The organism is Erwinia aeris (genome assembly GCF_041224955.1).
GTDB lineage: Bacteria > Pseudomonadota > Gammaproteobacteria > Enterobacterales > Enterobacteriaceae > Erwinia > Erwinia aeris.
Genome location: NZ_JBGFFX010000010.1, coordinates 16,048 through 39,986 on the forward strand (window position 1 = coordinate 16,048; position 23,939 = coordinate 39,986).

The 23,939-nt window shown below is 55.7% G+C and carries 17 protein-coding genes; 11 read left to right on the forward strand and 6 right to left on the reverse strand.

Annotation, left to right across the window (positions count from 1 at the left end; all coding sequences use genetic code 11):
- Positions 1 to 182 precede the first annotated feature (182 nt).
- A complete protein-coding gene (gene uspB / locus AB6T85_RS15995; RefSeq protein ID WP_125289981.1) occupies positions 183 to 518 on the forward strand; it encodes a universal stress protein UspB in 336 nt (111 codons plus the stop codon).
- 53 nt (positions 519 to 571) lie between these two features.
- Here uspB and pitA read toward each other — a convergent pair whose 3' ends face one another.
- Positions 572 to 2,074 (reverse strand): inorganic phosphate transporter PitA, encoded by a 1,503-nt coding sequence (gene pitA, locus AB6T85_RS16000; RefSeq protein WP_253457351.1) that lies wholly within the window; start codon positions 2,072 to 2,074, stop codon positions 572 to 574.
- 243 nt (positions 2,075 to 2,317) lie between these two features.
- Between pitA and AB6T85_RS16005 the strand changes: the two genes are divergently transcribed.
- On the forward strand, positions 2,318 to 3,499 hold the full coding sequence (locus AB6T85_RS16005; RefSeq protein WP_253457354.1) for a BaiN/RdsA family NAD(P)/FAD-dependent oxidoreductase: 1,182 nt from the start codon (positions 2,318 to 2,320) through the stop codon (positions 3,497 to 3,499).
- Between the two features lie 22 nt (positions 3,500 to 3,521).
- Here AB6T85_RS16005 and AB6T85_RS16010 read toward each other — a convergent pair whose 3' ends face one another.
- A complete protein-coding gene (locus AB6T85_RS16010) occupies positions 3,522 to 3,776 on the reverse strand; it encodes a hypothetical protein (protein ID WP_369896120.1) in 255 nt (84 codons plus the stop codon).
- A 396-nt stretch (positions 3,777 to 4,172) separates the two neighbouring features.
- Between AB6T85_RS16010 and AB6T85_RS16015 the strand changes: the two genes are divergently transcribed.
- From AB6T85_RS16015 to AB6T85_RS16025, 3 genes are all read left to right on the forward strand, one after another.
- Positions 4,173 to 7,658 (forward strand): autotransporter outer membrane beta-barrel domain-containing protein, encoded by a 3,486-nt coding sequence (locus AB6T85_RS16015; RefSeq protein WP_369896122.1) that lies wholly within the window; start codon positions 4,173 to 4,175, stop codon positions 7,656 to 7,658.
- A 129-nt stretch (positions 7,659 to 7,787) separates the two neighbouring features.
- Positions 7,788 to 9,920 carry a TonB-dependent siderophore receptor gene (locus AB6T85_RS16020; RefSeq protein ID WP_369896123.1) on the forward strand — a complete coding sequence of 711 codons (2,133 nt, stop codon included), beginning with the start codon at positions 7,788 to 7,790 and terminating at the stop codon, positions 9,918 to 9,920.
- A 17-nt stretch (positions 9,921 to 9,937) separates the two neighbouring features.
- On the forward strand, positions 9,938 to 11,044 hold the full coding sequence (locus AB6T85_RS16025) for an ABC transporter substrate-binding protein (protein WP_253457363.1): 1,107 nt from the start codon (positions 9,938 to 9,940) through the stop codon (positions 11,042 to 11,044).
- A gap of 58 nt (positions 11,045 to 11,102) precedes the next feature.
- On the opposite strand, the gene proP is transcribed toward AB6T85_RS16025, so the two are convergent.
- Entirely contained in the window at positions 11,103 to 12,608 is a 1,506-nt protein-coding gene (gene proP, locus AB6T85_RS16030; protein WP_253457366.1) for a glycine betaine/L-proline transporter ProP, read from the reverse strand.
- Between the two features lie 418 nt (positions 12,609 to 13,026).
- Between proP and AB6T85_RS16035 the strand changes: the two genes are divergently transcribed.
- Positions 13,027 to 13,500 (forward strand): hypothetical protein, encoded by a 474-nt coding sequence (locus AB6T85_RS16035; protein WP_253457368.1) that lies wholly within the window; start codon positions 13,027 to 13,029, stop codon positions 13,498 to 13,500.
- A gap of 58 nt (positions 13,501 to 13,558) precedes the next feature.
- On the opposite strand, the gene AB6T85_RS16040 is transcribed toward AB6T85_RS16035, so the two are convergent.
- The gene (locus AB6T85_RS16040; protein WP_301253339.1) at positions 13,559 to 15,127 is read right to left on the reverse strand and encodes an EAL domain-containing protein; all 1,569 of its coding nucleotides are present in this window, start codon (positions 15,125 to 15,127) and stop codon (positions 13,559 to 13,561) included.
- Positions 15,128 to 15,331: 204 nt separating this feature from the next.
- On the opposite strand from AB6T85_RS16040, the gene AB6T85_RS16045 reads away from it, so the two are divergent.
- Positions 15,332 to 16,096, forward strand: a complete 765-nt coding sequence (locus tag AB6T85_RS16045; protein ID WP_369896126.1) for a class II aldolase/adducin family protein — start codon at positions 15,332 to 15,334, stop codon at positions 16,094 to 16,096.
- Between the two features lie 9 nt (positions 16,097 to 16,105).
- Positions 16,106 to 17,050, forward strand: coding sequence for an ABC transporter substrate-binding protein (locus AB6T85_RS16050; RefSeq protein ID WP_369896127.1), 945 nt, complete (start codon positions 16,106 to 16,108; stop codon positions 17,048 to 17,050).
- A 3-nt stretch (positions 17,051 to 17,053) separates the two neighbouring features.
- Here the strand turns inward: AB6T85_RS16050 and AB6T85_RS16055 are convergent, their stop codons facing one another.
- A complete protein-coding gene (locus AB6T85_RS16055; protein WP_253457379.1) occupies positions 17,054 to 18,115 on the reverse strand; it encodes an AI-2E family transporter in 1,062 nt (353 codons plus the stop codon).
- A gap of 247 nt (positions 18,116 to 18,362) precedes the next feature.
- Here AB6T85_RS16055 and AB6T85_RS16060 point away from each other — a divergent pair, with 247 nt between their 5' ends.
- Positions 18,363 to 19,559, forward strand: a complete 1,197-nt coding sequence (locus tag AB6T85_RS16060) for an MFS transporter (protein ID WP_253457382.1) — start codon at positions 18,363 to 18,365, stop codon at positions 19,557 to 19,559.
- Between the two features lie 307 nt (positions 19,560 to 19,866).
- Here the strand turns inward: AB6T85_RS16060 and AB6T85_RS16065 are convergent, their stop codons facing one another.
- The gene (locus AB6T85_RS16065; protein ID WP_253457385.1) at positions 19,867 to 20,682 is read right to left on the reverse strand and encodes a TIM barrel protein; all 816 of its coding nucleotides are present in this window, start codon (positions 20,680 to 20,682) and stop codon (positions 19,867 to 19,869) included.
- 545 nt (positions 20,683 to 21,227) lie between these two features.
- Here AB6T85_RS16065 and AB6T85_RS16070 point away from each other — a divergent pair.
- Both AB6T85_RS16070 and iolB read left to right on the forward strand, forming a co-directional pair.
- A complete protein-coding gene (locus tag AB6T85_RS16070) occupies positions 21,228 to 22,733 on the forward strand; it encodes a CoA-acylating methylmalonate-semialdehyde dehydrogenase (RefSeq protein WP_253457389.1) in 1,506 nt (501 codons plus the stop codon).
- Positions 22,734 to 22,751: 18 nt separating this feature from the next.
- Complete coding sequence (iolB, locus tag AB6T85_RS16075; protein ID WP_253457391.1) at positions 22,752 to 23,573, forward strand: 5-deoxy-glucuronate isomerase; 822 nt, start codon at positions 22,752 to 22,754, stop codon at positions 23,571 to 23,573.
- Positions 23,574 to 23,939: the final 366 nt, after the last annotated feature.

The window sequence follows — 23,939 nt, forward strand, 5'->3', positions numbered from 1 at the left end:
GCCTCTTTTTATCTCCAGACTCGCGCATGCTGGAAAAAATTTCCTTCCATCTCCTAAACTGAAGAAGAGAATAAAAACGCTGGACGGCAACGTTGCCGTTACCATAGCCCGGTCCTGGGGTTGGCTACACTCTGTTTAAGCATCATGACGGCGGCTGGCAGAGTATCGTCGTGGAGGGGAGCATGATTAGCACGATTGCACTTTTTTGGGCTCTTTGCGTGGTTTGTCTGGTAAATATGGCGCGTTACTTTTCTTCCCTGCGCGCGCTGCTGGTGGTGCTTCGCGGCTGCGATCCTTTGCTTTATCAGTACGTTGACGGCGCGGGCTTTTTTACCTCTCACGGCCAGCCCGGCAAACAGGTGCGGCTGGTACGCTATATCTGGATGCAGCGCTACCGCGACCATCACGACGAAGAATTTATTCGCCGCTGTGAACGGGTACGCGGCCAGTTTCTGCTGACCAGCGCGCTGTGCGGACTGGTTTTTATCAGCCTGATCGGCCTGCTTATCTGGCATTGAGGCATAAAAAAAGGCGGGGAAATTTCCCCGCCCTGAGCTTACTTTTCGCTGGATTACGGCACCAGCTTCAGCGCCAGCCAGTAAAGGCTACCCGACAGCACGATGGATACCGGCAGGGTAAAGACCCAGGCCAGCAGAATGTTTTTAATCGTGCGGCCCTGCACGCCGCCGCCGTCTACCAGCATGGTGCCGGCAACGGAAGAGGAGAGCACGTGGGTCGTTGAAACAGGCATCCCGGTGTAGCTGGCCACACCGATAGAAACCGCCGCAGTCATCTGTGCGGACATCCCCTGAGCGTAGGTCATGCCTTTCTTACCGATCTTCTCGCCGATAGTGGTGGCGACGCGGCGCCAGCCCACCATGGTGCCCAGCGACAGCGCCAGGGCAACGGCGATAATGATCCAGACCGGTGCGTATTCCACGGTATTCAGCATGTCGCCTTTCAGCTTGCCGAGGAAACGCTGATCTTCAGCAGAAACGCTTTTCAGCTTGGCCGTTTTATCGGCGGTATCCGAGATACACATCAACAGGCGACGCAGCTGGCCACGCTGCTCGACGTTTAACGCGTCGTAGCTTTGCAGGTTATTCAGCAGGCTCTGGGTGCGCTCGATAGCAGGCATCACGCGCGAAACATCGCAGTGAAACTCTTTCGGGCTACCCGGATTCTCTTCCGGCGTCGGCAGCGCAGGCGGCGCCATCTGCACCATCTGCGTCAGCGAATCGCCGTGCTGCCGGTAATACTGCTCCAGATGATTGACCGCATCGCGCGTGCGCGTGATGTCATAGCCGGAGGCGTTCATATTGACGACAAAGCCCGCAGGCGCCACGCCAATCAGCACCAGCATAATCAGGCCAATGCCTTTCTGACCGTCGTTAGCGCCGTGAGAGTAACTCACGCCGATAGCCGAGACGATCAGGGCGATACGGGTCCAGAACGGCGGCTTTTTCTTGCCGTCGATCTTTTCGCGTTCCGCAGGCGTCATATGAATACGGCGGCGCTTTTTATTGCCGCTCCAGCAGCGGCGCAGAATAAACACCATGCCGCCAGCCAGCACCAGGCCGACAATCGGAGAGATAACCAGCGACAGGAAAATGCCGATCATTTTTGGGATGTTCAGCGCATCAACGACCGACGTGCCGGTCAGCAGTGCGTTGGTCAGGCCAATGCCGATAATGGCCCCGATGAGGGTATGGGAGCTGGAAGCAGGCAGGCCGAAATACCAGGTGCCGAGATTCCAGATGATAGCGGCCAGCAGCATGGAAAAGACCATGGCCAGACCGTGAGCCGACCCGACGTTAAGCAGCAGATCGGTGGGTAGCAGATGAACGATGGCATAAGCAACGCTTAGCCCGCCCAGCAGTACGCCAAAGAAGTTAAATACGCCGGCCATGACCACCGCCAGTTGCGATCGCATTGCTCGGGTATAGATAACGGTAGCCACCGCGTTTGCCGTGTCGTGAAAGCCGTTAATGGCTTCGTAGAACAAAACAAAGAGCAGGGCAAGGACGAGTAACAGGCCGGTATGGTAATCAAGACCAGCAAACAGATGTAGCATAAGCGTTACGCCATTTTGGAGGACATGAACGCGGCGCATTATCAGCGAGAAACCGCGCCTGGGGAAAGTGAAATATAGACTTTTTTTGACATTAATGCGTCAGGCGGAGTAAATAGCGGCCCTGAAGCGTATGAAAATCATTCAGTTATAAACGCGGTCGCGCATGACGCTTTTGTGACGCTGGCGGGAAGCGCGCCTTGTCATTACAATCAGCGTTTTTTAAGCAGCAGGCCGGAGAGCAGTGTGGAAAAATTTGACGTTATCATTATCGGTGCGGGTGCGGCTGGCCTGTTTTGCGCCGCCCAGGCAGGGCAGCGAGGCAAGCGCGTGCTGGTGCTGGATAACGGCAAAAAAGCGGGACGCAAAATCCTGATGTCGGGCGGCGGCCGCTGTAATTTCACCAACCTTTATACCGAGCCTGCGGCCTATCTGTCGCATAATCCCCATTTTTGTAAATCTGCGCTGGCGCGTTATACGCAGTGGGATTTTATCGACCTGGTTAATCGGCACGGCATTCAGTGGCATGAAAAAACGCTGGGCCAGCTCTTTTGTGACGACTCCGCTCAGCAAATCGTGGATCTGTTGTTGAAAGAGTGTGAAACCGGCCAGGTGACGCTGCGGCTGCGCAGCGAAGTGCTGAAGGTCACGCGCGACAACGGCTATACGCTGGAGCTGAACGGCAGCGTAGTGCAGGCCGACAGGCTGGTTATCGCTTCCGGCGGGCTTTCCATGCCCGGCCTGGGCGCTTCGCCTTTCGGCTATAAAATTGCCGAACAGTTCGGCCTGAAGGTATTTCCCACGCGGGCGGGACTGGTTCCGTTTACGCTACACAAACCGCTGCTTGAGCAGCTGCAAACGCTTTCCGGCGTCGCCGTGCCTGCCGTAATGACGGCGGAAGACGGCACCGTGTTCAAAGAGGCGCTGCTGTTTACCCATCGCGGGCTTTCCGGCCCGGCGGTGCTACAGCTTTCCAGCTACTGGCAGCCTGGCGAATTCGTCACCATCAACCTCTCGCCGGAAAGCGATCTCAATGCTTTACTCAGCGAAGAGCGCGAAATCCATCCGAATCAAAGCCTGAAAAATACATTGGCTAAAGTACTGCCTCGCCGGCTGGTGGAATGCCTGCAGCTATTGGGCATGGTGCCGGAATGTACCCTGAAACAGCTGAACGGCCGACAGCAGGCAGAGCTGGCAGAAACGCTGCACGGCTGGCGCGTGCAGCCCAACGGTACGGAAGGTTACCGCACTGCCGAAGTGACGCTGGGCGGCGTCGATACCGACGCGCTCTCGTCAAAAACGATGGAGGCGCGGGACGTGCCGGGCCTCTATTTTATTGGGGAAGTGGTGGATGTTACCGGCTGGCTTGGCGGCTACAATTTCCAGTGGGCCTGGAGTTCCGCCTGGGCATGCGCGCAGGCGTTGTAAATGACCTCCCGGCCAGTCTCTGTTACTCAGGCCGGGCGGCTGTTGCCATAAGCAGCGCAGCCTGATTAACGGACATAGTCGGCCAGAGGGATAGCGGCGCGCGGCTGGCAGCCCCTTTATTCGGCTTAATATCACGCTTACCGCCTGGAAAAAGGGTGATAAATTTTAAAAAATGTAAAACAGCAGGACTGGCTATTTCCCTTTTTACTTTCCTGCTGTCTTCTTTTAAATAACAACACTGTGTTATCAGGTAATGTAATTTTTTCGGGAAAGGCATGCCTTAAACAGGCCTGGTCTGCGATACCATAAATAAAATAACGTTGCCGCTCACGCGGCTATATTAAGTCCGTCATTAAGATGCTTACTGGAGTTTTCACTCCATAACAAGCATGCCTTTTTAGGTTAATTTCCATTGTTTCCTGTTGCAGTATTGAGTAACACTTCTGATTATATAAAATATTTTTTAAAAAAAAGCCTTCTTGCTGTTAATAGGATCAACTAATATAACCCCATGGATGACCGGATCTGCTGGCATTATGGCGCAGGAAGCATTGCTATATTTCCATTTTTACTTTCAGCCTTTTTATATAAACCCTCTCCGGCAGACAGCGCCCTCCCTCAGATACGGTAGATGTATTTATAGTTATTATGGATATTAACGAAAGGAAGCATTATGGCTATGATATTAAGGCCTTTTATCCCCGGTATTATGCTGTCTTTACCACTTTACGCTGCGGCGGCTTCGCCGTGGGTCGTCACCGATGGATCCACGCTACAGGTTACTGCCGATTATTCCTCTGTGGAACAAAACGATGTCCCGCTGGTGGTATCGGGTGCGGGCAGCCAGCTTACTACCGACAGCGGCCTGACTTTTACTACTTCGCACGCCGGGACGAGAGGGGCCAGGGTAACCGAACAGGGCAGCCTGAATCTGAATGGCGTGACGTTATCAACCAGCGAAGAAAACTCCACGGCGATCTATGCTGATTCTGGCACGCTGACCATCACCGACAGCACGATCGCTACACTGGGCAGTCAAAGCCGCGGGATCCGGGCCAAAAACAGTGATGTTACTATTATTAATTCTACGCTTACGACTAACACAATTGACGGCGCTATCGAAGTATCGGGCGGGGTGCTGAAAGCTGATGGACTAACTATTACTAGTCCTGTTGCCGGCATTGAAGTCTATGCACATGAAGGCGTGTATGGCAACGCCACGCTAAATAATATCCATTTCACGCTGACCGGTGACAAAGCCATTCAGGCTATTTTTGCGCGCAGAGGCCATGTTACCGGCACCAATATCACTATCGATACCGCTTCTGAATACTTTTCGGCTATTGAGATCGGCAACGGTACAAACAGCACGTTGATCTTAAACGACAGCACTATCAATGCGGCCTATGTCGGCATCCGTACATTGGGCGGTCATGCAACCCTAAATAACGTTGATATCACGACAACAGTGAATGATAACAATCATGCGCATAACGCCCTTGAAATAAGCGGGCAGGGCGATAGCGCTACCATTAACGGCGGCACGTTTCAAACCTCTAAGGTCAAGTCCCACGGCATTTATATGCCGCTCAGCAGCACTATACTGGACGCCACCGGCGTTAATATCCTCACCCACGGCGGCAGTTCCCATGGGATTATGGCGGGTGGCAAAGTTAATCTGACTGACGCTACGCTACTTACCTCAGGTAGTGGGAGCTACGGTCTTTATGCCACGGTAAGCTATTCCTATGCAGGAAACGTCACGGGCGACGGGATAACGGTTAATACCTCTGGCGAACAGGGCTACGGCGTGAGGGCTGCCCAGGGAGCCATAATAGACCTTAACAACAGCAACATAACGACAAGTAACGCCCAGGCGTATGGCGCAGTCGCCTCTGACGCTGGCGTATTGACGCTGACTAATAGCGCTATCACTACGGCCGGCGAGTTTTCAGTTGGCACCTATCTTACCCGCTCCGGCAAATTAACGTTGCACGACACGCAAATAAATACTTCTGGCGACAGTGCTTATGGCATCCTGGCTATGACAAACAGCACCGCAACACTGGTCAATCCAGCCATTACCACCAGCGGTAAAGAGGCGCATGGCGTTGCCGCTACCGCCAGCAGCGTGGTTACTATCACCGGCGGCGAGATTGTCACTACCGGCGAAGGCACCGGGGGCATCTATGCCGGAAGTGCGGCAACCGTTACCGCCGCTAACGTCGCCGTTACCGCTTCCGGGAACAACGCGTTTGGTTTAATTGCCAACCTTGGCAATATAGAAATGACCGACAGCACCATCGCCAATACGGGAACGGCTACAGCATCAAAAGGACCGCAGGCGGCCGGGCTGTACGCGAACATCTATTCCGATACCCTGAGCAGCGCAGTCACGCTGAATAACACAACGCTGCGTAGCGAAGCGGGAAGCGGCGTGCTGGTTAAAGGCTCCGCGCTGGATCTGACGCTCAGCAACGGTAGCCTTGTTTATGGCGGCAACGGTACGGCGCTCAGCGCTGGCGCAAACGTTAATGACAAAGGCGAGGTTTTTCTTTCGACGGTGAACGTGACGGCGAACGGCGCCTCGCAGCTGCTGGGCGATGTTATCGTCAGCGACGATAGCCTCGTTAACCTGACGCTGAACGACGGCTCCACGCTGAGCGGGGCGACGCAAAACGTTAATCAGCTAATCCTCAACAGCGCCAGCAGCTGGCTGGTAACGGCCGATTCCAACCTGAACACGCTGACGATGGACGGCGGCTCGGTGGTGTTCAACAACGCTTCGGGCTTCAGCTCGCTCGCCGTGAAAGGCGATCTGGCCGGCTCCGGTTCGTTTGCGTTTAATACCCAATTGGGCGGCGACGATTCACCCAGCGACAGGCTGCTGGTAAACGGCAACGCTTCGGGCAGCTATGATGTCAGCGTCAACAACAAAGGCGGCACGGGCGCGCTGACCCACAGCGGTATTCTGCTGGTGCGCGTGGAAGGCGATGCTGATGCCGCGACCTTTAATCAGAAAAACGCCGTGGTGGCCGGTAATTATCAGTACTTCCTGAATAAAATCGGTGACAAGGACTGGTACCTGCAATCTTCGCTGACGCCCGTTCCGCCACCGGATGACGCCGCAGAGATCGATGAGGATCCCATTATTCCTGATGTGCCGGATACGGATGAGGTTGTTGAGCCGGATACGGATAAGAGCGACGAAACAGGTAATGACGCGGCGGCGCCAGAGCCGGAAGTTATTGCTTACCGCCCGGAAACAGCAGGTTACCTTATCGCGCCTTATCTGAATTCGACCTACGGATTTGACACCATCGGCACCTGGCACGAACGCCTGGGCGCTTACCAGGGCGGCACGGCCTGGGCGCGAGTCTCAGGCCGTCACGACAGGTATGCAGCCGGACGCTTTGCTTTCAACGTGAATACCACTTTCGTCCAGCTGGGCGGCGATGTCGTCACGCGTCAGTTTGCCGACGGCTGGCATCTGACGGCTGGCCCGATGATGACGCTTGGCCATCAGCGCAGTAACAACAAAGACACCGCGCGCAGCCTGAGGTCGGAACTGTCCGTTGACGTGGGTAAAGTGACCACCAACGCTTACGGCATCGGCGGCTATCTGACGGCATGGAACGACAGCGGCGCTTATCTGGATAACGTTGTGCAGCTTACGCGCTACAGCAACGAGTTCTCCAGCCTGACCCGCGCCAAAATGGACAGCTACGGCGTCGTCGCCTCGGTGGAAACCGGTATCCCGCTGACTTTAGGCGACCGGTTCAGGCTGGAACCCCAGCTACAGGCGATGGGCCAGTACATGAACATCAGCCAGACCTATTCCAGCGGCGTTAAGCTGAAGGATCAGAACCTGATGGTCGCCCGGCTGCGCGAAGGTCTGCGGTTCTATTACGATAATCCCGTGCTGAAGCCTTACCTACAGGCAGACGTGGTGCAGTTTCTGGGCCACACGCCGGGCGTTGATATGAATAACGAAACGATGCGGCCGGACGTACGTCGTGGCTACTGGCAGGCGGGCGCCGGTGTCAGCAGCCAGCTCAATCCGCACTTCAGCGTGTATGCTCAGGTAAAATATGCCCACAGCTTTGGGCCGGGTACGGAAGGCTATACCGGCAACATGGGGATACGTTACAAGTTCTGACCGCTTCAGCGGTTGCTGAAAGGGCCTGCGGGCCCTTTTTTGTTGCGCCAGACGGCTTTTTGAAATTGCTAACGGTAATGAAAATTATTATCATCCGCAGCAATTATAACTCTACCTGCGCGCTTATTGATGAAAACACCTTTCGCTCTTCCTTTTGCCGTTGGGCATTTTACCGGGAAAATTCCCCTGCTGTTACCTGGCTTACTGTTCAGCACGGCCGCGCTGGCAGCGGGCACCGCAAAAGAGCCGACGCTGACCGTAACCGCCGACGGCACCGGCGAGCCAGGCAGCTACAGCCAGGATACCGCGAGCGCGGCCAGCAAAATGCCGCTGCCGCGAAATGAAACGCCGCAGTCCGTCAGCGTGGTTACGCCGCAGGTGATAAAAGATTACCAGGTGAAAAGCGTGAACGACGCCATGAAGTTCGTCAGCGGCGTCAGCCAGGGCAATACGCTGGGCGCGATTGAGGACGGCTTCGTCAAGCGCGGCTTCGGCAGCAACTCCGACGGCTCGATCTTTATCGACGGCGTACGCAGCAACCAGGGGCTGTCGATGGACAGCACCATCGATCATGTGGAAGTGCTGAAAGGCTCGGCCTCGCTGCTGTACGGCATTCAGAATCCTGGCGGCATTATCAACCTGGTCAGCAAAAAGCCGCAGTATGAATGGCACACGCATCTTGCCGGCGAAACCACCAGCGTCGGCGGCGGCGCGGGCAGCGTGGACATCACCGGGCCGCTGGGCGACGGCTTTGCCTTTCGCCTGATTGCCGAGCGCCAGCGCGAGGATTACTGGCGTAATTTTGGCGCTAATGAACATACGCTGCTGTCGCCATCGCTGAGCTGGTATGGCGAAAAAGCCGCTTTCAACATCAGCTATACCGAATATAAGTTTGATATTCCGGTCGATCGCGGCACCGCGTTTATCAATAAAAAACCGGTAAATATCCCCTATAACCAGCGTCTGGACGACAGTGCCAACCACGCCTGGGGGAAAAACAAGCGCCTGAATATCAGCTACGCCTACAGCCTGGATGAAACCTGGGAAACCCATCTCAACTACGCCTGGATGCAGCGTCGCTACGACAGTAACGAAGTCCGCGCTACGGCGGTCAACGCCGCCACCGGCATTGTCTCTCGCCGCGCGGACGCGAACCGCGGCTTCAATCACCAGACCACTTATCTTGCCTGGGACATAGGCGGCAGCCCGCAGATTTGGGGCATGCAGCACGATATTATGCTGGGCGTTGACTACGAGCAGAATGAAACCTACAAGGCCTGGTCCTATCGCGGCAAGGTGTCAAAAACCTTCAACATGTACGATCCGATCTATGGCGAAGAGCCGCCGATCAACGCCAGCACGGTGGCCGATGCGCAGAGCAATCTGCGCACCAACCTTTACAGCCGTTCGCTGTTTGCCAAAGACAGTATCCATCTGACCGATAAATGGATAGCGGTAGCGGGCGCCCGCTATCAGCGCTACACCCAAACCGCCAGCAGCGGCTGGGCCGATCCGCAGAGCACGCTCAACGATCGCGGCGATGCTTTTCTGCCGCAGGCGGGGCTGGTGTATAAGGCGCGGCCCGATCTTTCACTCTACGGCAGCTACAGCAAATCGTTTACCCCTTCAACGCAAACCGATGACGACGGCAACGTCGCCTCGACGGAAAAAGGCACGACTTATGAAGTGGGCGCAAAGTGGCAAATGTTGCCCGCTGTGTCCGCCACGCTGGCGCTGTATCGCATTGACGAGAAGGATATGTCGGTGTTAATCAACGGCAGTACGCGCAACATTCCTGAGGCGCGCTCTACCGGCGCGGAGGTGGAGATCAACGGTGAGCTGGCGCCGGACTGGAACCTGATAGCCACCTATAGCCACGATAAAACGGAAATCGTTGAGGATGACGTTAATCCGGCTAACGAGGGCAATCGGCTGGTCAACGCACCAACCAACAGCGGCAGTCTCTACCTGACGCACGCCATACGTTTCTCCTGGCTACCGGGCGAGGTGCGCGTCGGCGGCGGCGGGCGCTACGTCGGTTCCCGCGCGGGCGACCCGGAAAACAGCTTCACGATGCCGGACTATACGGTGGCGGACGCTTTCGCCGCCTGGGACAGCAAGCTGGTGGGCAAACATACTCAGCTGAAGATCAACGTCAACAACCTGTTTGATAAAGCGTATTACGGATCCAGCGGCGGCAACCTGCGTGTTAGCGAAGGCGCGCCGCGTGAAATCGTGGTTTCCGCATCCGTTGATTTCTGATCGTAATGGGAAACCTCATGAAAAAATGGCCTATCCTGCTGCTGCTGTTAGCCTGCAGCGCGCCGCAGGCAAAAATGCTTACCGATATTTTGCAGCGCAAGGTCACGGTGCCGGACAATCCGCAGCGCATCGTACTGGGCGAAGGACGGCTGCTCTATACGCTGGCGCTGGTGGAACAGGGCAACCCGCTGCGGCGCGTGGCGGGCTGGCCTGGCGATCTGCCGCATTACGATCGGCAGACCTGGGCACGCTACAGTGCCGCTTTCCCCGCCATCAAAAAAATTCCCCTGATTGGCGGTGCTAATCCGGGCCAGCTCAGCGTGGAAAAAATCATCGCGCTGCGGCCGGATTTGGTGATCCTGCCGCTTTACGCCAAAAAGCCTGCGGCGCAGGACAGCACGCTGATGCAGCTGGACGCGGCGGCCATTCCGGTTATCTACGTCGATACGCGGGTAGATCCGCTGAAAAATACCGTACCGAGCCTGAAAATTTTGGGTGAGGCGCTGGGTGACCAGCAGAAAGCGCAGCGCTTTATCGCCTTCTATCAACGGCATATGGCGCTAATTCATGACCGGCTGCGTCAGGCGGCTCCAGTCAGGCCACGCGTGATGCTGCAACTGCATATAGGGCGGCGGGAAGTGTGCTGTACCACGGTGGGACACGGCAATCTGGCCGATCTGCTGGCGTATGCGGGCGGCGACAATATTGCGGCCGGTCAGTTTAGCAGCGTATTTGGTCAGCTAAGCGCGGAGGCGGTGCTGGCTGCCCGTCCCGATTTCTTTCTGGCAACCGGCCTGGGCGATGCGCAGCAGCCGCATCGGCTACAGCTTGGCCCGCAGGTCGCGCCGGCCACGGCAAAGCAAAGTTTTTCGCAGGCGCTGGCGAGCGAGCGGGTTATCGCCCAGCTGGCGGCCATTCGTCAGGGCCGAACCTTAGCCGTGTGGCACAATTTTTATCTGAGCCCGTGGCATCTGCTGGCGGTCGAGGTTATTGCTAAAACGCTGCATCCGCAGCTGTTCCACGATCTGGAACCGGCCGACACGCTGCGTGAAATGAACGAGGAATTTTTGCCGCTGCCGGAAACCGGCACCTACTGGACAAGCGGCGAAAAAAGCGGAAGGTGAAAGAAAAAGCCCGCGGCTGCGGGCTTTTAAACTGACTTGCTAATGCAAACCTGTAGGCTTACTCGTTAATGCGGGGATGCTGGTTAATCAGATGCTTACGCTTCTCTTCCAGCTCGGCGATCTGCTCGCTAATATCTTCGATCTTGCTCTCGATATTGTCGTGATGCTCCTGCAGCAGCTCTCTTGCCTCGGCAATATCAGAGGCGGCAGGCGTTGCACCACGCAGCGGCATATTGGCCGTTTCCTTCATCATGATACCGGTAATCAGACCCACAACCGCTACCACCATCAGATAGTAGGCTGGCATATACAGGTTGGCGGTGTATTCCACCAGCCACGCCGCCAGCGTTGGCGTCAGGCCCGCTACCAGAATAGATATATTGAAGGCGCTGGCCAGCGCGCTGTAGCGAATATGGGTAGGGAACATCGCCGGCAGCGACGAAGCCATTACGCCCGTAAAGCAGTTCAGGATCACCGCCAGCAGCAGCAGACCGGCGAAAATCAGGCCCATCACGTTACTGTTAATCAGCATAAAGCACGGGATCGCCAGCAGCAGCAGCGCAATACTGCCGATAATCACAAACGGGCGACGGCCAAACTTATCGCTCATCAGGCCCATTACCGGCTGCACGAACAGCATACCAATCATAATCGCGATAATAATCATCACGCCGTGATCTTCGGAGTAGTGAAGGTTATGCGACAGGTAGCTGGGCATATAGGTCAGCAGCATGTAGTAGGTGACGTTGGTAGACAGCACCAGACCGATACAGGCCAGCAGGCTTTTCCAGTGTTTGGTAGCGATGTCCTTAAACGACACTTTCGGGCCGTCGGCCAGACCTTCGCGATCGCCCTGTTCCAGTTTCTCAACGTGCTGCTGGAACGCAGGCGTTTCTTCCAGCGCGTTACGCAGATAGATGCCGATCAGGCCCAGCGGCAGCGCCACGAAGAACGGAATACGCCAGCCCCAGTCAAGGAAATTCGCTTCGCCGACCACGGTAGAAATCAGCACCACCAGGCCTGCGCCTGTCACAAAGCCGACGATAGAACCGAAGTCCAGCCAGCTGCCCATAAAGCCGCGCTTGCGGTCAGGCGAGTATTCGGCCACAAAAATAGAGGCACCGGTATATTCGCCGCCTACCGAGAAGCCCTGCGCCATTTTACACAGCAGCAGCAGGATGGGCGCCCAGATGCCGATAGAGGCATGAGAAGGTATCAGGCCGATACAGAAAGTACTGACCGACATAATGACAATGGTAATGGAAAGGATTTTCTGACGACCATACTTATCGCCCAGCGCGCCAAAGAACAGGCCGCCAAGCGGGCGGATCAGGAAAGGAACGGAGAAGGTCGCCAGCGCGGCAATCATCTGCACGCCAGGGTCGGCGCCGGGGAAAAATACCTGGCCCAGCGCATAGGCGACAAAGCCGTATACCCCAAAGTCAAACCACTCCATAGCGTTACCGAGCGACGCTGCGGTAATGGCTTTGCGTAACCTGGCATCATCAATGATCGTTACGTCTTTTAAGCCAATCGGCTTAACACGCTTCCTACGTAGCTTCATATAAAGCACCCTGTAATTGACTGTTTCCCGGAAAAATCTTCCGCTCCGCTCGCGCCGCCGCAGCGGGAAAGCAGAGCGAATAGCGTACGGGCTTTCGCCCTGTCGACGGAGATAAGTAGCAAATTTGTTCGTTCGTTAACAAATATCCGTCTGCTTTCAGTATATCGTTTCTGCGCTGTGTAACATAATTTCTACCTGAAATTAGATTGTGTAACCAGCGGTTAACGGACGCAACCGCGCCCTCGACGCAGCCGAAAACGCCAGAAAAATTCACGGCGAAGGCCAGCCAGGTGAGGGGGAATAAGAAGACATTGCCCACTTTTTTATAATGAGATTAAGTCAGGCTACCTGCCAATATTAGTATTGCGCCTGCTGGCTCGATCGGTAATACTGCCGTTCGCAGTCTTGCGGGGGGGTAATGAATAATAAAAAACACGTTCATTTTAAAAACTATTGGCTGGAAAGCACAGAAGCTAATTTAAAATTCTTCCGGCCTCAGCAAACTTTTCTCCTTAATAACGGTAGGGTTTATTCACAAAAACAGATAAAGCCTGAGAGTGGAGAAATTACAGACAAAACAGGGTCTGAAGAACGCGCTTTGCTAATGGCTAAGTGGCCAGGCTTGATGCGAATGAAAGTTATTCAATGTATTGATAACATTAGGTTTATATTAAAGTATCGCTTCCTGAAATATCAGCGAAAAAGCTATTGGGATATATATCAGGAGCACCAGCAGGTTTCGTCTCAAATTATCACAATGCTGGCCAGGATTAATGAACGGACGAAAGCCCGGTACGAAGAGGCAGGGATAACCCATAGCGAACAAAAAACGTTCCCCGAAGACGACGCCGTCAGGATTGCATTGCGGGCGGCGCTAAAGCTACGCAAATGAAATTGAAAATCGTTACGCTTTTCCGCCGTCGGCGTTAATTTAGCCTGTATCCGACTATTTAAACCAGCGGGCGTTGACCTTCCTGCTGCATCCAGGACATAAATAGCCGGTTGTCCATTGGGCGGGCGTAATAATATCCCTGAATAAATACTACTCCGCGCGCCTGCAGATAATGAAGCTGAGTGGCGTTTTCTACGCCCTCCGCCACAATCTTCAGCCCCAGCTTGTGGCTTAGCGTGATGATGGCGTCCAGCACCGGCGCTTCGCCCGTGGTTGATTCGATGGCATTGACGAAGCCGCGGTCGATTTTCAGGTAATCCAGCGGGAAGGTTTGCAGATAAGAGAGCGAGCAGTGGCCGGTGCCAAAGTCATCAATGGCGATATGGATACCTTCATTACGCAGCAGCTGGAGCTTTTGCACGACGTCTTCTCCGTCGGAAAGCAGGCTGCGCTCGGTCAGTTCCAGCGTGATATCCGGTCGATGTATCGCCATGCCACGAGCAAAATAGCGGATATCCTCGACAAAATCGTCGTGCTGGACGTGCGCGGCGGCCACGTTAAGCGCCAGACGGAAATCCGGCGGCAGACTCCACTGTTTGGCATCCTCCAGCACCAGCTCCATCAGATGGCGGGTCAAAGGTATGATCATCTCTTCCGCTTCCGCCGCGGTGATAAACATATCTGGCCTTACCCAGTGGCCGTCGGGCCGCTGCCAGCGCATCAGCACTTCAGCGCCGCTGGCTTTACCTGTAACCATATGATAAACAGGCTGATAATTAACGGAGAATTCGCGATGCAGTATGGCTTTCCGCAGCTGGTCGCGGGGAGAAAGCTTACGTTTCAGCCAGTTGTTGGTCACGGTCATCAACAGCAGCGACAGGATCAGCGCCATCGGCACGAAGGTAAACAGACCCTGACGCCAGGTAAAGGCAATATCGCTGGCGGGCGAGGTCACCTCGACGCCGATAGGGTAGCGGCTGGAACGTTCGCTGAGCGTCACGGGCTGGAGCAGTCCCGACGGCTGATTGCCGTTTGCGCCGCTGCGCAAGGCGAAGCCGCCACCGAACTGTAGCCGGATACTGTTATGCTGGCTTTTGCCGACCGCGCTCATCACATCCAGCAAATACTGGCCGTCAACGATCACAAAAGCGCCGGAATGCGCGGGCGTATCGTGCATAAAAATCACGGCGGGCCTGTCTCTCACCGCCCAGGTTTGGCTTAACGAAAGCATCCACTTCGCTTTTCGATCCGTCGGCGGCTGACGCTGAATAACGGTAGCGATATCGTTATGTATCCCGCCGAATGCGGAAGAGCAGGTTATGCGACCCTCACGCATAACGCCTATTGAGCGAAAATAGGGAGACAGCGCCGCATACTTTCTCAGCTCGTCATTGATCTCTTCGCAGGGTCTTTTCGGAAACGCCTGAAGTTCGTCAAGGGTATCCCAGGCCCGGTCGCCGATTGCTTCGGCATGCGCCAGCAGCATACCCGCCGTCGCCGCCTGCTGGCGCTTAACGATCTGTCTGGCGTCGATAAAAGTAAAGATCAGACAAAGGAGCAGCGGCACTATGCCAGCGACCGCCAGCAGCACGCCTCTTTTTTCACTGCTTCTTTTCGGCCGATCCATTCATTGTCCTCTGTTAGCGGCATCCCTGCGCCGCCTGAAAAGGTAAAGGTAGCATGGCGCGGAAAAAAAAATCAGGTGCGCCGTCGCTTAGCTAATTTTATGCAATTTATTCTCAGATTGATCGTTTCCGCCATACGTTTCTTCTGTGTCAGGATGCCCTGGCCCGGCTTCGGGCTTCCATCACGCTGTATTCAGGAGGATTTTATGAGTGGCGCACTGCATTCCGCCGAATCGCTTCGCGCGCGAATTACCGACGCGGAGTGGCAGGCTCGCGTCAAACTGGCCCAGTGTTACCAGCTGGCCGCGCGGCTGCGCTGGACCGATCATATCTACACCCACTTTTCGCTGCGGGTGCCGGGCGACAAGCCGCATTTCCTGATCAACGCTTACGGACAAACCTTCGACGAAATTGCGCCGGAAACGCTGGTGAAAGTCGATCTGGACGGCGAAATCATTGACGATCCTGTCGGCTCAGGCATCAACCCGGCTGGCTACGTTATCCACAGCGCTATTCACCGCGCCCGCCCGCACACGCACGCCGTGCTGCATACCCATACGGCGGCGGGCATTGGCGTGGCGGCGCAGAAAAACGGTCTGCTGATGATTTCGCAGCACAGTATGCGTTTTTACCGCAGGCTGGCCTATCACGATTACGAAGGCATCGCGCTGGATCTGGATGAACAGCAGCGTATCGTCACCGACCTGGGCGATCTGAACGCGCTGATCCTGCGTAATCATGGCCTGCTGACCTGCGGTGAAAATCTGGAAGAGGCCTTCTACAACCTTTATTACCTGGAAAGAGCGTGCGTGGCGCAGCTGGCGGCCCAGTCTGGCGGCGCAGAGCTGAGCATTGTGCCCGACAGCGTGGCCGAAAAAGCCGCGCGGGTTTTTGATAACGGCATAAAAAATAAAAAGTATCTGCTGCACTGGGATGCCTATATTCGTCAGCTGGCGCGTAACGCGCTTTAAGGAAAAAAGATGAAAGCGGGAAAAAGCGCGCTGGCGCTGCTGCTGGGCATAAGCCTGATAGCCAGTGCGGCAAAAGCGGAAAAAGTGACGCTGGTACTGGGCGACCAGGCGCGGAATCTACGGTCGCTGGTGGAGGCTTCCGGCGTAATGAAAGACGCGCCTTATGACTACCGTTGGGCCAACTTTCAGGGCGCCGCGCCGCTGTTTGAAGCCCAGCGGGCTGGCGCAGTGGATACCTCTTACGCGGGCGACCTGCCGGTGCTGATGGCGGCCTCGGGCGGCGTCGATCTGAAAATTATCGCCACCAACGTGGGCGACAGCGCGAGCAATGGACTGATCGTACCCGCTGATTCACCGCTGCACAGCGTCAGGGATCTGGCAGGAAAAACGGTGGTGGTCTCCTCCGCACGCGGCAGCATCTCGCAGCATTTGCTCTATGAAGCGCTGGAAGAGGCCGGAGTGCCGCAAACGGCGGTTTCCGTACGCTTTGTTCTGCCGACCGACGCCAGCGCCGCCTTTAATTCCGGCCAAATTGCCGCCTGGGCCACTTTCGATCCCTATCTGGGCATTGCTGAACAGCACGGCGCGCGGCTGCTGCGCGACAGCAAAGGGCTGACCACCTCGCTCTCATTTGTCACCGCTACCGGCAGCTCGCTAAAAGATCCGCAAAAGCGGTTGGCTATCGCCGATTTCGCGCGCCGACTGGCGCAGGCTCGCGCCTGGGGGATAGCGCATCCGGTTGAGTATAATAAGGTTTATTCGTCGCTGACTCGTCTGCCGCCGGAAGTGTCGAAAGGCATTACCGGCCGTATTTCTCATGGCATACGGCCGGTTACGGCAGAGGATATCGCTAAAGTTCAGCAGGTTGCCGATCTCTTCTCCTCGCTGGCTATCTTGCCCAACAAGGTTGAGGTGCGGGCAATAACCGATACCAGCGTCTTTGACGCGCGCTGACGACTATTTTTGCAGTTTGGGTTTTGCCGTCCTCGGCGGTCTGCCGTTGCCCAGCAGGATCGCCAGTTTGCTGCCGCCCGGCGTGGTCTCCATCAGGATTTTACACACGCTCGTGAGCGGTACGGAGAGCAGCATTCCTACCGGCCCCAGCAGCCAGCCCCAGAAAATCAGCGACAGGAACACAACCAGGCTGGAAAGCCCCAGCCCTTTTCCCATCACGCGCGGCTCCAGCATATTGCCAAACACCATATGGATCGCGCTGAAAAGCGCTGCGACCAGCGCCGCTTCATACACGCCGTTTAGCAGCAGCGCCTGTAGCGTGGGCGGAATACCGGCAATAATAGGGCCGATATTGGGAATATAGTTTAAAACGAACGCCACTACGCCCCACATTAGCGCGAACTGCACATCCAGCAGCATCAGCACCAGCCAGACGGAAAACCCGGTAATCAAGCTAATCAGCGTTTTCAGCGCCAGGTAATGGGTAACGCCTTTCAGCGCTTTATGCAGCCCGGCGATGCGAATTTTAGGATTGATCAGCGCGAAACGCAGCTTGTAGGGCAGGTGATGCACTTCAAACAGCATAAACACCACTGTCATAATCAGCAGCACCAGGTTGGTCAGCGCGCCGGAAAACTGGCTGAGGATCAGCGTCGCCATGCCCATAATGGCGTTGGGATCGAGCCGCGCCGCCAGGCTGTTGGTAGAAAGATTAATATGAAAAGGCGCGGCAATATGTTGAAGCTGCGCCAGCCTTTGCGTCATTTGCTGCTGAAGCTGCGGATAAACGGTAGAGAACTCATCCGCCGAACCGGCAATCATCGCCACCAGCAGCCCGAATGCAACCAGCACCGCCGCGATCACCAGGCTGATAGCCATACCGCGCCGGACGCCGCGCCGCATCAGGATGGTAACCAGCGGGTTTAAAATAATGGCCAGAAACAGGGCCAGTAAAAAGGGAACCAGGATAGCCGATGCCGCCTTGATGCCGGCTAAAACCACGACCAGCGTCGCCATTTTTAGCAGCATATTCTGCCCCATCTTCTCCTGCTGTGGTGCGTTCATTCCTTCTCCTTCAGGCTTTTTGTGATTAAGTGTAGCGACTGTTTTCCGGCAGGCTTCTGATTTCAGGAAAGGTCTCAGAACCGGGATATTTTGTTCAACGCAGAGCAGGATACGTCAGCAATAGCTGGTCTGGCTGCAGGCCGTGTTAAAAATAGCGTGCCGCATAATTTATGCACTGGCCGCCTGCGGGCCGGGAAATCAGGTTATAGTTATTATTCATGTCATTTCGGACAGGATATTCTTCGCTATGCCTGAACAACCCGCCCCGGAGGCTCCGGGCGCTTTACGTCTGAATCTGCGCATCATTTCCGTTGTGATTTTCAATTTCGCCGCTTATCTGACTATTGGCCTGCCGCTGGCAGTGCTGCCTGGCTATGTCCACGATGTGATGGGCTACAGCGCATTTTGGGCTGGATTAGTGGTAAGCCTGCAATATTTCGCCACGCTGGTCAGTCGTCCGCACGCGGGGCGCTTTGCCGACCTGCTGGGCCCGAAAAGAGTCGTGGTGGCTGGGCTTTGCGGCTGTCTGATCAGCGGGCTGTGCTATGCGCTTGCCGCGTTAACCGCAACGCTCCCGATGGTTAGCCTGCTTTTGCTTTGCTTTGGCCGGATCGTGCTTGGCATAGGGCAAAGTTTTGCCGGAACCGGCTCCACGCTTTGGGGCGTCGGCGTAGTGGGATCGCTTCATATAGGACGCGTAATTTCCTGGAACGGCATTTTCACCTATGGCGCGATGGCGATTGGCGCGCCGCTGGGCGTGGGCATTTATCGCTGGGGCGGCCTGCTGTTGCTGGCCGGCGTGGTAACGGCTATCGCGCTGCTGGCGGTGCTGATGGCGCTGCCACGACCTGCCGTCAAAAGCAGCAAGGGCAGACCGCTGCCTTTTCGCGCCGTGCTGGGCAAGATCTGGCGCTTCGGTACCCTTTTGGCGATGGGATCCGCCGGCTTTGGCGTGATCGCTACCTTTATTACGCTCTTCTACCAGGACAAAGGCTGGGACGGCGCGGCTTGGGCGCTGACGCTGTTCAGCGGCGCTTTTGTCGGTACGCGCCTGTTGTTTCCCAACGCCATTAACCGGCACGGTGGACTGATGGTGGCGGCGGTCTGCTTTGCGGTAGAAGCCGTCGGTTTATTTCTGGTCTGGGGTGCGGCGGATCCGTGGATGGCAAAGCTGGGCGCGCTGCTGACCGGTGCCGGCTTCTCGCTGGTTTTCCCGGCGATTGGCGTGGTGGCGGTGAAGGCCGTGCCCGCGCAGAATCAGGGCAGCGCGTTGGCAACCTATACGGCCTTTATGGATCTTGCGCTGGGCATCACCGGGCCGCTGGCCGGGCTGGTAATGAGCTATGCCGGCGTCCCGGTTATTTATCTGGTTAGCGCGCTGCTGGTCTGTCTGGCGATGTTGCTGACGTTGAAGGCCCGTCATGCAACAGCGGAAAGCGCCTGAGCAGCATTTCCGTTGCGCAGGGCGCCAGATACGGTTGAACATTGTAAATATTATGCAAAAGACTTTTTGATCAGGCGCCAGGGCGCGGCGTTGAGTGGCTGTCGATGATGCATGTTGCGCAGGAAGGTTGTTGATAACGCTCGTCACGCGGAAAGCTGTCGACGCCGCGTGCTGCGTGGGAAAGCTGTTGATACCGCAAAAGCGCTAAAAAAAGGGCGGTCATCAGACCGCAAGATACGACACAGATAAAAGAGAGGGAATCAGGGGCAGAGCGCAGCCACAGCACCGGGCCGCGCGCTAAAAAATTTTATGCCTGCAACAGCTGAATGCTTTGACGGATTTCCCGCTCAATATCCGCAGCGCGCCAGTTTTCCATAACAGAAGAAAAAGGTTCCAGCGCGTACACGCCCCGATACCCCATGCGTTCCAGGCGCTGTACCTGAGCCACGCTTCTCAGCAGGTCACCTTCACTCAGCATAATGCGTTCTTCGTCGGTCAGTTCCGCCGTTGGCCTTGTATCTTCGACGCCCGAAAGGTGGACCAGGCCAATATTGTCGATATCGATCCCGCTTTCAAATTCCGCTTCCGCCTTTTCGTACAGATGATGGTGGAAGGTATCCACTAACAGGCGGAAAGGCACGTTGGCATCGCGGATTAGCGCCTGGGCGTGGACGGCGGAACGCAATGAACTGATCGGAAAGCCGAGAGGCTCAACCAGGCCTTCAATGCCATATTGCTCAAACAGCGGCGCCAGTTTTTTCAGCGCGCTGATAGTTTCTTCCGCAGAAATTGGCGTACCGTCATTTAACGGACAGAGCACCAGCGCTTTTGCGCCTACGCCCCTGGCGTCCTTCAGCAGCGCTTCCGTTTTTGCCAGCAGGGCTTCGTCCACCTGGTTGAAAGGATAGACAGCGTTGATGGTAACAATTTCCAGACCGTATCGCTGCGCCAGCTCGCGCACCTCTTCGTGGCTCAGATTGTCCGTCACCTTGCCGCTGGACATATCGTTGCGCAGCTCAACCTTATTCAGACCGAGCCCGTGAACCAGTTTGAAAAATTGCTCAATGCCAAGGCCGGGAGCAATTTTACGGTTAATACAGATACGGGTTGGATCAATCGCCATCTTGCAGCTCCTGCAAAGTAAAAGAGATAAATGTCGGACTGTTGGCAAGGGCTTTGCCTGGCCTGCACCATCAGCAATCAGACCAGCCCCGATAACCTGAACTTTCAGCCTGTACCGCGACCTGTCGAACGTTGTGTAACAGAAGAACATTTATTTCATTAGTGGGGAATGATGAAACTTAAATTTTTAGATCTTCCTCGCAAAATTTCGTTTTGAGCAGGCTTTATACATGAAATCCCGCTCCTTCCGGAGCAAGTGAAATCAAATGAATGCGCGAGGAAAAAAGCCTCTATTAAAGCTCCTGGCCCCCATCACAACTGGATTCTTTATTTTAACGCTCCGCGCTGACGCAGCATAAAATCAGCTGGCAGCGCAAAAAGAAAAATGCGATCTATGCCGCTAAAAACAGATTTTCTAAAGTGGAATATTTGAAAAATTTATTCCAATATAATAGTGTCTTTGCACGCATTCGGGAGTTGTCCGGTTGGGCCGTCCGCTAAAAGGCAGCCGCCCACAGGGAATACCACCATTTAAGAGGCCAGAACATGACTATTACAGGAAACTTTATCGGCGGAAAAACGTCTTTGAGCGCCAGTAACGAAACAATTCCGGTTTACGATCCGGCGACCGGCAAACCGGTGCGTGAGGTGACGCAAAGCACGGCACAAGAGGTCGCTCACGCCATCGAAGTCGCGCATAACGCCTTTGAAGGCTGGTCCCGCACATCACCGCTGCGCCGCGCCCGCGTCCTGTTTAATTTCAAGGCCCTGATGGAGCAGCATCGCGACGAGCTGGCTGCGCTAATCGTTAGCGAGCACGGTAAAGTCTGGTCAGACGCGCTGGGAGAACTGACGCGCGGTATGGAAGTCGTGGAGTTTGCCTGCGGTATTCCTCATTTGATTAAAGGCGAAAATTCGGCGGACGTCGCGACAGGCGTGGACAGCTATTCGCTGATGCAGCCGCTGGGCGTCGTCGCCGGCATTACGCCTTTCAACTTCCCGGCGATGGTGCCGCTGTGGATGTTCCCTATCGCGCTGGCCTGCGGCAACACCTTTGTGCTTAAGCCGCCGGCGCTGGATCCCTCCGCCTCCGTGCGTATGGCTGAACTGCTGACGGAAGCCGGCCTGCCGGATGGCGTCTTTAACGTTATTCACTGTTCCAATGAAGATGCTGAACAGCTTTATACCGATCCGCGCGTTCAGGCCGTCAGCTTTGTTGGCTCTTCGGGCGTGGCAGAACATATTTATAAAACCGCAAGCGCACATGGCAAGCGCGTGCAGGCCTTCGGCGCGGCCAAAAACCATGCGATTGTCATGCCGGACGCGGATTTAGACGCCACGGTCAATGCCATTATGGGCGGTGCCTTTGGTTCTGCGGGCGAACGCTGCATGGCGCTGCCGGTAGTGGTCGCGGTGGGCGATGATACGGCCGATAAGCTGATTGCCGCGCTGACGCCGCTGGTCAAGGCTCTGCGTGTCGGGCCCGGCATGCAGAAAGGCAGTGAAGAAAACGAAATGGGGCCGGTAGTTTCCGCCGCACACCAGAAAAAAGTGCTGGGTTATATCGACAAAGGGGTAGAGGAAGGCGCGAAACTGGTTGTCGATGGGCGTAATTTCCAGGTGCCGGGCTATGCGGAAGGTTACTACGTAGGCGGAACGCTTTTTGATAACGTCACTGCCGATATGGTTATCTGGCGCGAAGAGATTTTTGGCCCGGTGCTGAGCATCATGCGCGCGCCGGATTACGAGACGGCGCTAAAACTGGTTAACAGCCATGAGTTCGGCAACGGCAGCGCGATCTTTACCAGTAACGGTCATACAGGTCGCGACTTTGTACGCGAGGTGCAGGCGGGCATGGTAGGCGTTAACGTACCGGTTCCCGTACCGATGGCATTCCACAGCTTCGGCGGCTGGAAGCGTTCCGTGTTTGGTGCGCTGAACGTTCATGGGCCGGACGGCGTGCGTTTCTACACCCGAATGAAAACCGCGACCGTTCGTTGGCCGAGCGGACAAAAGACCGTTTCTGAATTTAGTATGCCAACGCTGGGATAACGCATAAGGAGGAGCACCATGTCATTGCTGTCCAAAGCACAACGTCCGGATGCGCAGGGACGTATCCAGCAGATTACGCCGGAAAGCGCAAACTGGCGCTATGTCGGCTTCGAGGCCTGGCAGCTGAAAAAGGGCCAGACCCTGCAGCTGGAAAGCGGCAGTCAGGAGCTGTGCCTGGTGCTGGTGGCCGGGCTGGCGTCGGTAAAAACCCGCGACGCAGAGTTTCCGGATATCGGCAGACGCATGTCGCCTTTTGAACGCACGCCGCCTTACTCCGTTTACGTGCCGCATAACGATCGGGTAGAGGTTCGGGCCGATTCCGATCTGGAACTGGCGGTCTGTCGCGCGCCTGGCAAGGGTAACCTGCCGGCACGCCTGATTGCGCCTGGTGACGTGGGCGTGGAGAGGCGCGGCAAAGGGCGCAATAAACGGCTGGTGCATAATATTCTGCCGGATGACCAGCCCGCTGACAGCCTGCTGGTGGTCGAGGTTTATACCGACGAGGGCGATACCAGTTCTTATCCCAGCCATAAGCACGACAGGGAGGATTCAGAAACCGAAACCTATCTGGAGGAAACCTATTACCACCGTTTTAATCCGGAACAGGGCTTTGCGATGCAGCGAGTCTATACCGACGACCGCTCGCTGGATGAGTGCATGGCGGCCTATAACCACGATGTGGTAATGGTGCCGCGAGGCTACCATCCGGTGGCGACTATCGCCGGTTACGACAATTATTACCTGAACGTAATGGCCGGGCCGGTTCGCCTGTGGAAATTCAGCTGGGAAAAAGATCATGCCTGGGTAAACAGCGAAGATTACCCGCGTAAAGAAGGTTAAGAACCCTTTCGGGTGGCCGCTCGCCACCCGTTTTATCTTTTCACCGTGGCTTCCGGCTATTTTACCTCTTCCTGTTGTGCTTGCTGGCGTAATCATCAAGCCTGACCTTTCTGACTGTTCTGGCCATCCTGACCGTTTTGACCGTTTTTCCGCTAAACGATATGGCTTGCCGGTACGGGTCACGCACTCAGTCGCTCCTGGTCGTGTTTGAGCCGTGTCGGTCAGGGATAATGAATATAAATATGTCGGCACAGGCTATCGGTATCAAAATACTGCGTCACAACTTTGACAGCATGGCGATACGCAGGGCTAATATTTATTCTTTCCTGAAGCCAGCCTCTGCAGCTGGCTGCTCTCTGGATAAGA